This window comes from Streptomyces sp. NPDC020681 (genome assembly GCF_044334895.1).
Taxonomy (GTDB): Bacteria; Actinomycetota; Actinomycetes; order Streptomycetales; family Streptomycetaceae; genus Streptomyces.
Genome location: NZ_JBIRTX010000005.1, coordinates 352,578 through 366,400, shown reverse-complemented (window position 1 = coordinate 366,400; position 13,823 = coordinate 352,578). Strand labels below are relative to the sequence as shown.

The 13,823-nt window shown below is 69.2% G+C and carries 15 protein-coding genes; 9 read left to right on the top strand and 6 right to left on the bottom strand.

Annotation, left to right across the window (positions count from 1 at the left end):
• The first annotated feature begins 26 nt into the window (after nucleotides 1–26).
• The 7 genes from ACH4YL_RS14645 (at nucleotide 27) to ACH4YL_RS14615 (ending at nucleotide 8,152) form a co-directional block, all read left to right on the top strand.
• Nucleotides 27–2,108, top strand: coding sequence for a glycoside hydrolase (locus tag ACH4YL_RS14645; protein WP_398507657.1), 2,082 nt, complete (start codon nucleotides 27–29; stop codon nucleotides 2,106–2,108).
• A gap of 284 nt (nucleotides 2,109–2,392) precedes the next feature.
• The gene (locus tag ACH4YL_RS14640; RefSeq protein WP_398507656.1) at nucleotides 2,393–2,941 is read left to right on the top strand and encodes an FABP family protein; all 549 of its coding nucleotides are present in this window, start codon (nucleotides 2,393–2,395) and stop codon (nucleotides 2,939–2,941) included.
• Between the two features lie 86 nt (nucleotides 2,942–3,027).
• The gene (locus tag ACH4YL_RS14635; protein ID WP_398507655.1) at nucleotides 3,028–4,122 is read left to right on the top strand and encodes an MFS transporter; all 1,095 of its coding nucleotides are present in this window, start codon (nucleotides 3,028–3,030) and stop codon (nucleotides 4,120–4,122) included.
• A complete protein-coding gene (locus tag ACH4YL_RS14630; RefSeq protein WP_398507654.1) occupies nucleotides 4,119–6,449 on the top strand; it encodes a molybdopterin oxidoreductase family protein in 2,331 nt (776 codons plus the stop codon). The genes ACH4YL_RS14635 and ACH4YL_RS14630 overlap by 4 nt, the downstream gene beginning before the upstream one ends.
• 7 nt (nucleotides 6,450–6,456) lie before the next feature.
• Nucleotides 6,457–7,125: a 4Fe-4S dicluster domain-containing protein gene (locus ACH4YL_RS14625; RefSeq protein WP_398507653.1), complete on the top strand. Its 669-nt coding sequence runs from the start codon at nucleotides 6,457–6,459 to the stop codon at nucleotides 7,123–7,125.
• A complete protein-coding gene (locus tag ACH4YL_RS14620) occupies nucleotides 7,122–7,787 on the top strand; it encodes a Rieske (2Fe-2S) protein (RefSeq protein WP_398507652.1) in 666 nt (221 codons plus the stop codon). The genes ACH4YL_RS14625 and ACH4YL_RS14620 overlap by 4 nt, the downstream gene beginning before the upstream one ends.
• Nucleotides 7,784–8,152 carry a hypothetical protein gene (locus tag ACH4YL_RS14615; RefSeq protein ID WP_398507651.1) on the top strand — a complete coding sequence of 123 codons (369 nt, stop codon included), beginning with the start codon at nucleotides 7,784–7,786 and terminating at the stop codon, nucleotides 8,150–8,152. The genes ACH4YL_RS14620 and ACH4YL_RS14615 overlap by 4 nt, the downstream gene beginning before the upstream one ends.
• 34 nt (nucleotides 8,153–8,186) lie before the next feature.
• Here ACH4YL_RS14615 and ACH4YL_RS14610 read toward each other — a convergent pair whose 3' ends face one another.
• On the bottom strand, nucleotides 8,187–9,350 hold the full coding sequence (locus ACH4YL_RS14610; RefSeq protein ID WP_398507880.1) for an MFS transporter: 1,164 nt from the start codon (nucleotides 9,348–9,350) through the stop codon (nucleotides 8,187–8,189).
• A 289-nt stretch (nucleotides 9,351–9,639) separates the two neighbouring features.
• On the opposite strand from ACH4YL_RS14610, the gene ACH4YL_RS14605 reads away from it, so the two are divergent.
• Nucleotides 9,640–10,068, top strand: coding sequence for a MarR family winged helix-turn-helix transcriptional regulator (locus ACH4YL_RS14605; RefSeq protein WP_398507879.1), 429 nt, complete (start codon nucleotides 9,640–9,642; stop codon nucleotides 10,066–10,068).
• Entirely contained in the window at nucleotides 10,065–10,511 is a 447-nt protein-coding gene (locus tag ACH4YL_RS14600) for a MarR family transcriptional regulator (protein ID WP_398507650.1), read from the top strand. The genes ACH4YL_RS14605 and ACH4YL_RS14600 overlap by 4 nt, the downstream gene beginning before the upstream one ends.
• A 105-nt stretch (nucleotides 10,512–10,616) precedes the next feature.
• Here ACH4YL_RS14600 and ACH4YL_RS14595 read toward each other — a convergent pair whose 3' ends face one another.
• The 5 genes from ACH4YL_RS14595 to ACH4YL_RS14575 all read right to left on the bottom strand — a co-directional run bounded on the left by ACH4YL_RS14595 (nucleotide 10,617) and on the right by ACH4YL_RS14575 (nucleotide 13,690).
• Nucleotides 10,617–11,147 (bottom strand): alpha/beta fold hydrolase, encoded by a 531-nt coding sequence (locus tag ACH4YL_RS14595; protein WP_398507649.1) that lies wholly within the window; start codon nucleotides 11,145–11,147, stop codon nucleotides 10,617–10,619.
• The gene (locus tag ACH4YL_RS14590; protein WP_398507648.1) at nucleotides 11,144–11,491 is read right to left on the bottom strand and encodes an alpha/beta fold hydrolase; all 348 of its coding nucleotides are present in this window, start codon (nucleotides 11,489–11,491) and stop codon (nucleotides 11,144–11,146) included. Before ACH4YL_RS14590 ends, ACH4YL_RS14595 begins: the two co-directional genes overlap by 4 nt.
• Nucleotides 11,488–12,267 (bottom strand): TetR/AcrR family transcriptional regulator, encoded by a 780-nt coding sequence (locus ACH4YL_RS14585; RefSeq protein ID WP_398507647.1) that lies wholly within the window; start codon nucleotides 12,265–12,267, stop codon nucleotides 11,488–11,490. The genes ACH4YL_RS14590 and ACH4YL_RS14585 overlap by 4 nt, the downstream gene beginning before the upstream one ends.
• Before the next feature lie 9 nt (nucleotides 12,268–12,276).
• On the bottom strand, nucleotides 12,277–13,068 hold the full coding sequence (locus tag ACH4YL_RS14580) for a class II aldolase/adducin family protein (RefSeq protein WP_398507878.1): 792 nt from the start codon (nucleotides 13,066–13,068) through the stop codon (nucleotides 12,277–12,279).
• 364 nt (nucleotides 13,069–13,432) lie between these two features.
• A complete protein-coding gene (locus tag ACH4YL_RS14575; RefSeq protein WP_398507646.1) occupies nucleotides 13,433–13,690 on the bottom strand; it encodes a hypothetical protein in 258 nt (85 codons plus the stop codon).
• Nucleotides 13,691–13,823 lie beyond the last annotated feature (133 nt).

Here is a 13,823-nt window from a genome sequence, read left to right as displayed (position 1 = left end):
CGACCACAATGAGTTGGGAGCACACGATGGCACGCCGCACCCGCACGCGACGGCTCCTGGGGGCCGTCGGCATCACCGCCCTGGCCACCGGAGCAGCCCTGGTCACCGCCCCGCCGCCGGACGCCCGGGCCCAGGCCGGAACGGAGGCCGCAGCGGCCTCTGTCACCGTCCGGCCCGACCCCTCGTACAAGCATGAGAGATTCGAGGGCTGGGGAACCAGCCTGGTCTGGTTCGCCAACGCCACCGGCGACTACCCCAAGGAGATACGTGAGAAGCTCGCCGACCTCCTCTTCGGTGACGACGGCCTCGCCCTGAACATCGCCCGCTACAACATCGGCGGCGGCAACGCCCCGGACGTCAAGGACTATCTGCGCGCCGGAGGAGCGGTCGAAGGCTGGTGGCAGGCCCCGGAGGGCACCACCCGTGAGGACACCGACTGGTGGAGCGCCGAGGACCGGGCCGACTGGAACCCCGGGGCCGACGCCACCCAGCGTTGGTGGGTGGACCGGATCAAGGACGACATCGACCACTGGGAGACGTTCAGCAACTCACCGCCCTGGTTCATGACCAACAGCGGCTATGTCTCCGGCAGCTTCAACTCCACCGACGAGCAGCTCAAGGCGGACTCCGTCGACGACTTCGCCGCCTATCTGGCGGGCGCGACCAAGCGGCTGGAGAAGGCGCACGGCATCAAGGTCGACACCCTCGACCCGTTCAACGAACCCAACACGGGCTATTGGGGTACGCGCCTGGGCGTCGACGGTCAGCCCGTCGGCGGCCGTCAGGAAGGTGCTCACATCGGCCCGGAGCTCCAGCAGAAGGTGATCAGCGCGCTGGCCCCCGCCCTGAAGAAGGCGAAGACCGGCACGAAGATCTCCGCGATGGACGAGACCAACCCGAACCTCTTCACGCAGAACTGGAACACCTACCCCCAGGAGGTGCGCGATCTCGTCGACCAGATGAACGTCCACACCTACGGCACCGGCGGCCGAACCAGCGCGCGCGACCTGGCCAAGGCGGCGGACAAGCCGCTGTGGATGAGCGAGGTCGAGGGCGACTGGGGCGACGGGCAGAGCTTCACGGACATGCGGCCCGGTCTCGGACTGGCCCAGCAGATGGTCGACGACCTGCGCGAACTCGAGCCCAGGGCCTGGGTGTTCTGGCAGCCCGTCGAGGACTACGACAACATGAAGCCGGGCGGGGAGTCAGCCAAGGGCGGCAACTGGGGCAGCATCCAGCTCCCGTTCAGCTGCACCTCCAAGGACACGCTCGACAGCTGCCCGATCTACACCAACACCAAGTTCGACACGGCCCGCAACTTCACCCACTACATCAAGCCCGGCGACCGGCTGATCAAGACCGACGACACCTCCAGCGCGGCCGCCGTCTCCCGGACGGGCAACGGCGCCACCGTCGTCCACGTCAACAGCACCGCCGAAGCCCGTACGGTCACGGTCGATCTCTCCAAGTTCGGCCACGTCAGCCGCGAGGCCATGGTCACACCTGTAGTGACCAGCACCGAGGGCAAGCTCGAACAGCACGAGCCCGTCAAGGTCAGCGACGGCAAGGCCACCTTCACCGTGCCCGCGCAGTCGGTGACCTCCTTTGTCGTGAAGGGCGTTTCGGGTGTCGCGAAGGATGCCGCCCTGCTCCAGAAGGGCCACAGCTACGAGCTGACCGGCGTCCAGAGCGGCAAGGAGCTCTCCGTCGCTGACAACGGCACCAGCCTGGTCATCAGGACCGCGACCGCGGACGCGGCCGACGCCGGCCGGCAGTGGCAGCTGCGACAGATCAGCGGTGACACCGGCAACCAGAAGCGGTACGTGTTCACCAACCCGGCGGAAGGAAAGCTCCTGACCGTCCGCAACGGCGCCCCGGTGCTGGAGGACGACAGCGGCGACCGCGACAGAGCCGCCCAGTGGATCATGTCGACGACCGGGGACGGCACTTGGACCCTCGTCAACGCCGCCACCGGAAGACTGCTCGAGGTCGGCGGCCAGGCCACGCACGACGGGGCCGCCGTCACGCTGTGGACGCCGAACTCCGGCTCCAATCAGCGTTGGAAGGTGTCCGAGGTATTGGCTCACACCGACTCCCAGCCGAATTAGCCACTCAGGCACGCACCTGGTGTTCGCCTCTGTCTCCGCCGAGAGTCCACGGCGGAGACGGAGGCTCGCGACGGCAAGCGGACGGCCGTGGTCCGTGACGCCATTGCGCCTGCGAGACCGTGCTCGATGCCTGTGGTGGCACTTCATCGGGCGCACCGAACGATGAGATCGCCCGGAACCGCGAGGAGTCGACGCAGCCTCCGCTGCCCGGCGCGGGCGGATCGACGCCTTAGTCTGCCACCGGCACCGGCACCGGCACCGGCATCGACCCAGGAGCGCACATCATGTTCGACCCCGTCCACAAGCACCCCTACCCCGACGCCTTCCGACCGGACGAAGCGCCCGCGCCACACGCACTGCTCGCGCCGCTGATCGGATTCCTGGGCACCTGGGCCGGCCGGGGCCGCGGCGGATATCCGACGCTCGCCGAGGAGTTCTCGTACGCGCAGGAGATCACCTTCAGTCACGACGGGCGGCCCTTCCTCCACTACGAGTCGCGCGCCTGGCTGCTCGACGCGGACGGCAACCCGCTGCGGCCGTCGGCTCGGGAGAGCGGCTGGTGGCGGCTGCAGCCCGATGGGCGCGTGGAGGCATTGATCACCCAGCCCACCGGTATCGCGGAGATCTCGATCGGCCGTGCGGTCGACGGCGCGGTCGATCTCACCACCCATCAGGTCGCTCTCGCTCCCACCGCCAAGGAGGTCAACGCGACCCGCCGCCGCTACACCCTGACGGACGAGCACACCCTCGACTTCGTCCACGACCTGGCGGCGGTCGGTCAGCCACTGCAACACCACCTTTCGGCACAGCTTCGACGCGCGGGCGGAAGTTAGGCAAAGGCTCCGCCCAGCGACCGGCCGACTGGTCCAGCCGGGTTACATAGCAGGAGGTAAAGGGTCATAGCGCCTAGCGTGGTGCTGTGTCCGAGCCCACCGAAGTCGCCGCGGCGGCGCCGCCACCCGAGGCGCCGCCCAAGACCCCGCTACGGCTGGGCAGAAGATCCGTCACCGCATGGGCGACGCTGGCCGGAACCGTCGTCTCGCTCCTCCTGATCGCAGCGATCGTGCTGGGCAGCCGTCTGCTGCGTGACTTCGACTCGGCGCTGCTGCCGTACGCCGTTGCCACCGTCTTCCTGGCCTTCGGCGTCGCCTACCGCTATACGGTCTGGGTCTCGGCGCCCGGCGCGCGCCGGCTCTTCAAGAAGGGCTTCGGCAGCTTCTTCTCGGCCGCCAACTTCAGGAAGGCGCCCACCGCCCTGCCGAAGATGATCGCCACCTACCTCGGATTCCAGAAGTTCCTCGGCGCCCGCTCACGCGCCCGCTGGGCAGCCCACCAACTGATCTTCTGGGGCTGCATCCTGGCCGCGCTCATCACCTTCCCGCTGACCTGGGGCTGGTTCACCTTCACCTCGGGCAGCGGGTCGGGCCCCGGCTACGAGATGCGGATCTGGGGCATCAAGGTCCTCGGCTTCGACTCACTGAACATCCTGGGCTGGCTGATGTTCCACGGCCTGGACGTCGCCGCCGTCCTGGTCATCCCCGGCGCCTCGTACTTCCGAAGAATGAAGGACCGCGGCGCGATCACCGGCCAGCGGTTCGCCTATGACCTGCTGCCGCTGATCTGCCTGATCGTCATCTCCGTGACCGGCCTGCTGCTCACCTTCTCGTCGATCTTTCTGCACGGCGGCGGCTACGAGTTCCTGGCGATCCTGCACATGGTGTCGGTGGTGTTCACCCTCGTCTACATCCCGTTCGGGAAGTTCTTCCACATCGTCCAGCGGCCGGCCGCCGTCGGGATGCAGTTGTTCAAGTACACCGCCCGGCAGAACGAGCAGGTCTTCGCCTGCAGGCGCTGCCAGGAGCCGATCGACACCACGCCGTACATGGAGAACCTGCGCGGCACGATGCGCGATCTGAAGCTCGACTTCGACGCCTGGGCCGAGTACTGCCCGCGCTGCAAGCGGGTGCTGCGCGGCAGCGCCTATCTCACCCAGGTCAAGAAGGGCTTCAAGTGACCGCCACCGACCCCTTCAAGGCCGCGTCCCGGCCCGTGCCGGTCTCCATCGACCCGTCGATCGCCCCGCACGGCACTCGCAACTTCCGTGACGCCGGCGGTATCCCGGCCGATCAGTGGCACGCCGACCAGACCGGCGAGACCCTCGTCCCCACCCACTGCTGCTTCTGCGGGGTGCAGTGCGGGATGTACCTGCGCGTGGACAAGGGCGGCAAGGTCTTCGGCGTGGAGCCCCGCAACCACGACATCAACCGGATGCGGCTGTGCCCCAAGGGCATCAACGCCTACCAGCAGGTCAACCACCCCGACCGGCTCACCGCCCCGCTGATGCGCCGCTCCCGCGACGAGGAGTTCCGGGAGGTCTCCTGGGAGGAGGCTCTCGACTTCACCGTCTCGGAGATCCGCCGCATCCAGGACCAGCACGGCAACGACGCGTTCGGGCTGCTCGGCGGCGCAAGCCTGTACTCCGAAAAGACCTATCTGGTCGGCAAGTTCGGCCGGGTGGCGTTGAAGACCCGGCATGTCGACTACAACGGCCGCCTGTGCATGGTCAGCGCCGCCGGTGCCAACAAGCTCTCCTTCGGCATCGACCGGGCCGCCAACGGCTTCTCCGACATCCTCCTCACCGACTGCCTGCTGATCGCCGGGTCCAACGTCGGAGAGTGCTTCCCTGTGATGACCCAGTACGTCTGGGGCGCCCGGGACCGCGGCGCGACCCTCATCGTGGTCGACCCGCGCGAGACCGCCGTCGCCCGCACCGCCGACATCCACGTGGCGATCAAACCCGGCACCGATTCGGCCTTCTTCAACGCCGTCCTGCACGTGGCCGTCGCCGAGGGCCTCACCGACGAGGCCTATCTCGCGGCCCACACCACCGGGTGGGACGGTGTCAGGGCGACCGTCGAGGCCTATCCGCCCGCCCGCTCCGCTGATATCTGCGGGGTGCCCGAGGCCCAGATCATCCAGGTGGCCCGGACGTTCGCGGGCGCCGACCGGGCCATGGCGATGCACGCCCGCGGGGTCGAGCACCACTCGCAGGGGGTCGAGAACTGTCTGTCGATCATCAACCTCTGTGTGGCCACCGGGAACCTCGGCAGGCCGGGCGCCGGCTACGGCACGATGACCGGCCAGGGCAACGGCCAGGGCGGCCGCGAGCACGGCCAGAAGGCCGATCTGCTGCCCGGCGGGCGTTCCATCACGAACCCGGAGCACCGCAGGCAGATCTGTGAGATCTGGGGCATCGAGGAATCCGAACTGCCGCCCGCCGGCACCTCGATGATGGAGATGGTCTGGCAGATGCAGCGTCGTGAGATCCGCGGCCTGATCGGCATCTGCAACAACCCCTTCGTATCGCTCCCCAACTACGCGACCGTGAAGGAGGGCTACGACGCCCTCGAGTTCCACGCTCAGTTCGACTTCTTCCTCTCCGAGACCGCGACCAACGCGCACGTGGTCTTCCCGGTCACCGTCTGGGCCGAGGACGAGGGCGTCATGGCCAACACCGAGGCCCGCGTCGTCAAGCACAACAAGGCACAGGAGGCGCCCGCCGGGGTCCGCACCGACACCTGGGTGATGTGCGAACTGGCCCGCCGCCTGGGCCAAGAGGACAAGTTCGACTTCGCTGACTCCCGCGAGGTGTTCGAGGAGTTGCGGGTTGCCTCCGCCGGCACGGTCAACGACTACTACGGGATTACCTACGAGCGTCTGGAGGAGACCTGCGGGATCGTCTGGCCGTGCCCCTCCACCGACCACCCGGGCACCCCGCGGCTGTTCGAGGGCGGCCGGACCTACCACCCCGACGGGAAGGTCCATATGCAGGTCGTCGAGTGGCACCCGCCGATGGACCCCTACACCGAGGAGTTTCCGCTCTCCCTCACCACCGGCCGCACCGTCGCGCACTACCTCTCCGGCAACCAGACCCGCCGCCTCGGCGGTCTCGTCGAGCAGACCCCTCGTCCGTGGGTGGAGGTCCACCCCTCGCACGGCTTCAAGAACCGTGACCCGGTCCGGGTGGTCACCCGCCGCGGCAGCGAGACCTTCCCGGCTCTGGTCACCGAGGCCATCCGCCCCGACACCATGTTCATCCCGTACCACTGGCCCGTCCCGACGGCCGCGAACGCCCTCACCATCGACGCCCTCGACCCCCGCTCGAAGATCCCCGAGTACAAGGTCTGCGCCGCCCGGATCGAGGCCGCCACCCGGATCGACGAGGTGCCCGCGCCACCCACCGCCCCGGGCCATGAGGCGTATCCGGAGACTCAGGTCTCCCGCAGCGACCCACTGCCGCCGACGGCGCCACAGGGCCGCGGCACGGCGGAGAGGGGCTGACCTCGTCATGATGGGTAAAACGATCTTCATTGACCCGGGGCGCTGCATCGGCTGCCAGGCATGCGTATCGGCCTGCCGCGAATGCGACTCCCACCGGGGCAAGTCGATGATCCACCTCGACTACACCGACGCGGGCCAGTCCGTCGCCTCCCTGCCCACGGTCTGCATGCATTGCGAGGATCCGGTCGCACCGTGCGCCGAGGTGTGCCCCGCCGACGCGATCCTGGTCACCGCCGACGGCGTGGTGCAGCAGGCGGACACCACCCGCTGCATCGGCTGCGCCAACTGCGTCAACGCCTGCCCCTTCGGCGTACCCAAGATCGACCTGCAGGCGAAGCTGCAAATGAAGTGCAACCTCTGCTACGACCGCACCGCGTACGGTCTGGCGCCGATGTGCGCCACCGTCTGTCCGACGGGAGCGCTCTTCTACGGAACCCTGGCAGAGCTTCAGGCCGAGCGGCCCGGCGTTCAGGTCGCCGACTCCTTCACGTTCGGCGATGTCGTCGTATCCACAGGTGTCGCGATGGTCGTGCCCGCCGACAAGGTCCAGTGGCCGGTGCCGGGAGGCCTTCCAGTGGTCGAGGTCAACGGACGGCCTACGCAGCAGGGTCGTCACGGCGGCGGGCTTCAGGCCGGCGACGTGGACGGAGACGTGGACGGAGACGATGTCCCATGAGCGTGAGCGAACAGCCTCCCTCCGGGCACACGTCGGGTCCCTCCGACACCCACGGTTCCGGCGTCGACCTCTCCCAGGCCGCCCTGCGCGATCGGATCAGCGCGGACTCGCTCACCTCGCGCCGCGACTACCTTCGGATCGTCGCCATCGTCTCCGGCGGCCTCGCCGTGGGCGGGATCGCAGTCGCCGGTGGCGTCATGCACCGGCACGGAGACAGCGACAGCGTCCTGCCCTCCCGGAAGATCGCGGACGAGTTGCCGCGCGGCCGGTCCATCGCCTTCCGCTACCCGGGAGAGCAGGACCGGGCTGTTGCCGTCCGGATGAGGGACGGCACGCTGGTCGCCTACTCCGCGGTGTGCACCCATCTCGCCTGCGCCGTGCTCTGGCGCGAGGACCGCGGAGCGGAGGGGGAGTTGTACTGTCCGTGCCACGAAGGCGTCTTCGACCCACGCAGCGGTGAGGTCACCGCGGGACCGCCCCCGCGTCCGCTGCCCAAAGTGGTCGTCGTCGAGGAGGCGGACGGCAGCGTGTGGGCCGTCGGCACCACCCGCTCCGGCGAGAGCGTCCAAGAGGGGCTGTGCCGGCAGATCCGGGACCAGGAGCCGGATGTCGCGCTGCGCGCCGGCTGCCCCGGCGTCACGGAGCAGGGCAGGCAGACATGAGCGAAACGCCCGAGCCGCCTCTGCCGGACTACCGGCCCGGGAGCGCCCAGCCACGCCTCAACCGTCCCGTACACGAGCGGTATCCGCAGATCCGGCCCACCAGCGGTTACGCGGACCCTCGAACCCGGCACACCGGCCCGGGTCCAGGCGCCGGCGGTGAACAGGACCCCGAACGCTCCTCCAAGCTCACGGCCCGTCTGGTCCTCGCCATGAGCGTGGTCACCGGCCAGCTCTGGGCGCTGACCATCACCGTCAACGAGTGGATGCGCGGGGAGACGGCGACTGCCTGGTGGGGAGCGGGTTTCCTGTGCCTGTCGTTCCTCGTCGTACTGGTGCTGTGGTGGTTCGACCCCAAGGACCGATGAACTCCCTTGGCTGAACGCCACCCCGCCCGGATCATCAGGCGGTCCCAGCCGTCGGGGTGTCGGTCTTCGGACCGGGCTGCGCTTGCGGGCGCAGGACGCGCATCCGACCGTAGGCGTACCCGCAGCCCGCGAGCGCCAGGTCGGACAGCAGCATGAACCCGATCGAGTACGAGTCCTTGGCGCTGTAGATCGAGCCCATCACCAGGGGCGGCACGAACCCGCCGAGTCCGCCGACCGCACCGACGATGCCTGTGACGCTGCCGACTTGTGCCTGTGGTGTGACCTGCGAGACCAGGGCGAAGACGCTACCGCTCGCCGTTCCGAGACCAGCCGCCATGGCGAGCAGCGCGATGGTGCCGACCGGGTAGAGCCCGGGGTCGAAGGCCTGGACGACTGCGAACAGCGCGACGACGCCGAGCGCACCCGCGGTCACCAGCGCCGGGTGGATGCGGTCGGACAGCCAGCCGCCGATGGGCCGGAAGACGACCGTGACCACAGCGAATCCGGCGGTCTTGGTCCCCGCGTCGGTTGGGTCCAGGTCGTACCAAGTCTTCAGATACGTCGGCAGGTACACGCCGAACGCGACGATGCCGCCGAATCCGATCGCGTAGAGCGCGGACAGCTCCCAGGTGACCCGCAACCGTCCGGCCTGCGCCAGGCGTGTGCCGAGAGAGGCCGTGGGCACCGGACGGTCGGGGCGGTCGGTGATCAGGACGGTCGCCAGAACCGCGAAGACGGCGAGCGCGGCCGCAACGATGATCGACGGCAGGTTCTCGCCGTGCTCGGCGATGCGAGGGGTGAAGAATCCGGACAGGGCGACACCGCCCATGCCCATGCCGAACACACCGAGTGCCAGGCCGCGTTTGGCGGGCGGGAACCACGAGTTGATCAGTGGGATGCCGATCGCGAAGGTTGTGCCCCCGAGGCCCAGCAGAAAGCCGACCGCCAGCATCGCGCCGTACGAGTCGCGGGCGGGGACGAGCAGCAGGACGGGAACGATCGTCAGCGCGGAGGCGAGAGGGAACATCCTGCGGGCGCCTAACCGGTCGGTGAGCGCACCCGCCGGGATACGCCCCAGCGAGCCGACGAACACGGGCACCGCGACGAGCAACGACTGCTGAAAGGAACTCAGGCCCAGCCGGTCCTTGTAGTCGGCGGAAAGCGGCGCGATGAGGTTCCACGCCCAGAAGGTCAGCATGAACCCGATCGTCGCCGCCGCCAGGTTCCGGTATGCGGCGGGAGTCGGTTCCTGGGCTGCTTCCACAAAGCCACGCTAGTTACGGCGGCGGGGCGGGGCTCACGTTGATGCTCCGAATGGGCGGACGGCGGAGCGGCTCGCGGTCGCCGGCATCTCGGTCCGATCGTGACCTCGCATCGGGTTGCCTGCGAGAAAATAGTAGCCATGTACATAGTAGCCATGTACTGTATTTCGAGTGAGTTCAGCAGCTGAAAATGCCACGGCGGGCTTCCTGGTCTGGCGCTTGTCGATGAAGTGGCGGGTAGCCGTCGACCGGGCGGTCGCGCCGCTGGGGCTGACACATGCCCAGTACGCGTTGATGGCGTCGCTGTACGGCATGAGGCGTTCCGGGCTGCGGCCCAGCCAGCGTCGGCTCGCCGACCACACGGGGCTCGAGCCGTTGTACGTTTCCAAGCTCGCCCGCGCCCTGGAGGCCGCCGGACTCGTAGCGCGCACCCGGGACCCGAACGACCCGCGGGCCGTGCAGCTTTCGCTCACTGAGCAAGGGCGCGATGTCACACGCCGTGCAATCAAGGTGGTCCACGGACTGCTGGACCAATTGCTGGAGCCGCTCGGGGGACAGGACAGCCCGCGCACACGGCAGTTCACCCGGGAGCTGGTGACCCTGCTCGACGCACCTCTTGATCCGCACACCGAGAACGACAAGGAGCAGTCATGACCACCACCGCACCCACCGTCAATGGCCGGGTCGTAGCGCTGGCGCACTACGCCGCGCGTGCCCTCCTGGAGGGCGTGCTGGCTCGCCACGGCACCACGTTCAACCAGAGTGTGACGCTCCGGGCCGTCGCGGTCGCGGGCGAGTCCATCGGCCGCGACGAGCTCGTCGGTGAGGTCAACGGCTCGCTGAAGACCGGCGAGTCGGTCGTCCGCGGTGTCATCGAGGAGCTGACGGCCGCGAAGGTGCTGGAAGAGGACCCGGCGGAGGCGTCCCGGTTGCGGCTCACGGATGCCGGACGGGAGTTGTACGAGAGCACAGGCGCTGAGAGCGCCGAGATCTCCGCCCGGCTGTACGCCGATATTCCGGCCCAGGATCTCGCGGTCGCGGGCCGCGTGTTGGCACTGGTCACGGAGCGCGCGAACGCCGAGTTGGCCGGCGCCTGAGGTTCTGTCCCGCCACTCACGATCGGAGCCGGGGCACGGACAGGCCGCCCCGCGGGTCTCCGCTTCCAGCATGCGCCCGGCCGACGGCTTCCCTGCGGGTCCGTTTCAGGCCGCCAGGAACCCGGTGAGTGCCGCAGCGACCGTCTCAGGATCCTCCAGCTGCGGGTAGTGCCCGACGGACGGCGGCCCGGCGAGCTCCATGACTTGGGCCTCCGGCATGCGCGCCCGGATACGGGTGAGTACGTGGGCCCCGCTGATGGGGTCGGCCGGCCCCCACACGAACAGCGTGGGACCGGGGAAGCCCTCCAGAGCCGAGGTCCAGCGCGCGGCGTGTCGGCGGCGCTCGTCGATGTAGCGCAGCAGCCGCGGGGCGAGGCGGTGGCCGTTGGCGCGGGACGCGGCCGCCCACAGGTCGCGCACATCCTCGTCGTGGATCGGCCGTCCCAGCACGGCGCGCAGGGTCGCGGCGAACCGCCGCTCCGTGGTGAGAGGCGCGAGCAGTGGCCCCAGCGGTCCGTGCAGCAGGCGCTGGATCGGCACGGGGCGGTGAAGATCGGGGTAGAGGCCGCCGTTGAGCCAGGCCATGCGCGTGATGCGGGCCGGGCCGCGGGCCAGCAGCTCCTGGCCGACGCTCACCCGTAGTCGTGCGCGACCAGAGCGGTGCTGCCGATCCCGTACCGGCGCCAGACCTCCTCTACCAGCGAGGCCTGGTCGAGCACCGAGTAGCGGTGGCGTCGGGGCTTGTCGCTCTCCCCGAAGCCGAGCAGGTCCAGCGTGGTGACTCGGAGTCCGGCTGCGGTGAGCGCCGGGACGACGGCGGCCCAGTCGTGGGAGGACGTCGGGAAGCCGTGGACGAGGGTGACGGGTGCGCCATGCGCGGGCCCGTCCTGGCGTACGAAGACCGAGTGGGCGCCGATCCGCAGGGCGCTGCCCCCCTCGGTCCAGCGGCGCAGCGGTGGCAGGACGCGTCCGCCGGTCATGCCGGGGCCCCCTCGGCGCCCAGGTGCCCCAGCCCGTGCAGCAGCGTTCGCAGGCCGAACTCGAACTCGGTCTCGGGATCGAGCGAGTTGAGTAGTTCGGCGTGTCGGTGGACAACAGGGTGGGTGCTAGGGGAGAGGGAGGCGAACAGCTCGGCCATCGCGGCACGCTGTCCGGCGGTGCGGGCCGCGCCGCCGGAGTCGAGCACTGCGGCACCGATCACGAAGTGGGTGACCGTGAGGTAGACGTGGACGGCGGACCGCGGGGCCCACCCGTGGGCGAGGAGTTGTCCGAGGGCGTGCTCACGAGCCCGCAGAGCATTGGGACCCAGCAACTGACCGGTGGTCAGCAGGGGGACGACCGCCGGGTGTGCCGCGAGGACCCGTCGGAACTCCCAGGCTCCCTGCTCCAGGCCGGCCCGCCAGTCCCCGTCGAGCGAGGGCAGCCGGATCTCGCCCAGCATGTGGTCGACGGTCTCGATCAGCAGTTCCTCCCGGCTCGCGATGTGCCGGTAGAGGGAGGTGTGGCGGACCTGGAGGTGGTCGCCGAGCCGGCGCATCGTGAGCGCCTCCAGGCCCTCACGGTCAGCCAGTTCGAGCGCGCCAGCGGTGATCCGATCGAGCGTCAGCCCACCCTGGCGAGGCCTGCGCCGGTCGCGTTCGGCATACCGAGCCTGCCACCAGGCCGGCGATCCGGGCTCCGCGGAGCGCAGGGAGGGGTCGGCCTGCTGTGGACGGGCGGAGGCGGGTCCGGCTTCGGCTTCGGGTTGGAGAGTCATGGACTGCGCCTACTCGAAGAGTTCGGGTTCCGTGCGGACGATCTCGTCCCAGAGGGGCTGGAAGGAGAACCAGCCCGCGAGCGGAAATCCGGTCTGTTCCCGGGTGTACCGGGCGGCCTGGGGGTCGATCAGGTGCGGAGTGCCCGCAGCCTCCGCCAGCAGCTGCGCTTGGGCGCTGCGCTCCATGGAGATGAACCACCAGGCCGCCTCGTCGACCGATTCGCCGACGGTGAAGATGCCGTGGTTCTGGTGGATGACGGCCTTGTGCGGCCCCAGCCCCGCGGCGAGCTGCCGGCCGGCCTCCTCGTCGACCACCACGGCCCCGGCGCCGTCCCGGTGGACGGTGTGCTGCTCGTACAGGGCGCACGCGTCCTGGGTGATCGGGTCCAGCAGTCGTCCCAGACTGGAGAAGGCCTTCCCGTGGACGGCGTGGGCGTGACAGGCGGCGATCACGTCGGGGCGTGCGGCGTGGATGGCGGAATGGATCACGAATCCGGCCCGGTTGACCGGGCGCCTGCCGTGGCGGACCTGTCCCTCGTGGTCGACGAGGATCAGGTCGGAGACCCGGATGTGCCGGAAGGACATGCCGAACGGGTTGACCCAGAACATGTCCGGGTGCTCCGGGTCCCGCACGGTGATGTGTCCCGCGACCCCTTCGGGGAAGCCGAGGCGGCCGAAGATGCGGCAGGCGCCGGCGAGCCGCTGCTTACGATGCTCGCGCTCCTGCGCGAGGTCGGTGAACACGGGCGGCAGGGGCAGTTCGAGGTTCTCCTGCCGCGGGACGAACGCACTGCCGCTCAGCCCGTCCCCGCCGCCGTCACCGGGAACGGTCCCCGTCGCCGGGCCTGTCCTGTGCTGCTCGTGAGTGCTCGTTGCCTGGTCCACGCCCGCCTCATTCACTATGCGTCCGATGGACGCATAGTGTGGGTCCATCGGACGCATAAAGCAAGACCCGCCGCCACTCGGAGGCGGTCGGGCTTTCCGGGAACGCCGTGAGGGAGGGCCGGGACCAGAGCGGTCCGCTCCCGGAAGCGAGGGGCGGCGGGGGAACGGATCGATGACCGTGGCGCCGAGGCGGAGGTCGGTGCCGTCGTCCAGCGCCTCTACGTGGCCCGTGGGGCCGTCAGGGGGTTTTCTGGGCTTGGTTCAGGGCTGCGATGCCTGTTCAGATGAAGCCGTTATGGCGGAGTCTTGAATGACCGCAGGTGGGCCTGGCGCAGGAGTGCTGGGGGCCTTTGAACTGTTCGCACGGGCACTGGTAGCAGTATGGGGCGTCGGGGTCGAAGCGCAGGTTGGCAGCGGCCAGCCGTGAGTTGGCGGTCCCCTGGATGTTGCGCATCTGCGTCTCGAAGTTGCTCAGGTCGGCTTCGTTTTCTGCGTAGGCCTTCTTCTGCTCGCCGGTGAGTTCGTACTCGCGTTCCATGCGTTCTCCCAATGGTGGGGCGGGTGCATTTCCTCCGTTTCCACGATGACTCGGTGACCATGGGACCGCATGTCGACCAGCGCAGCGATGTCACCGTGGGTTCGAAGCCCACAACCACCGAAGGTGAACGGCC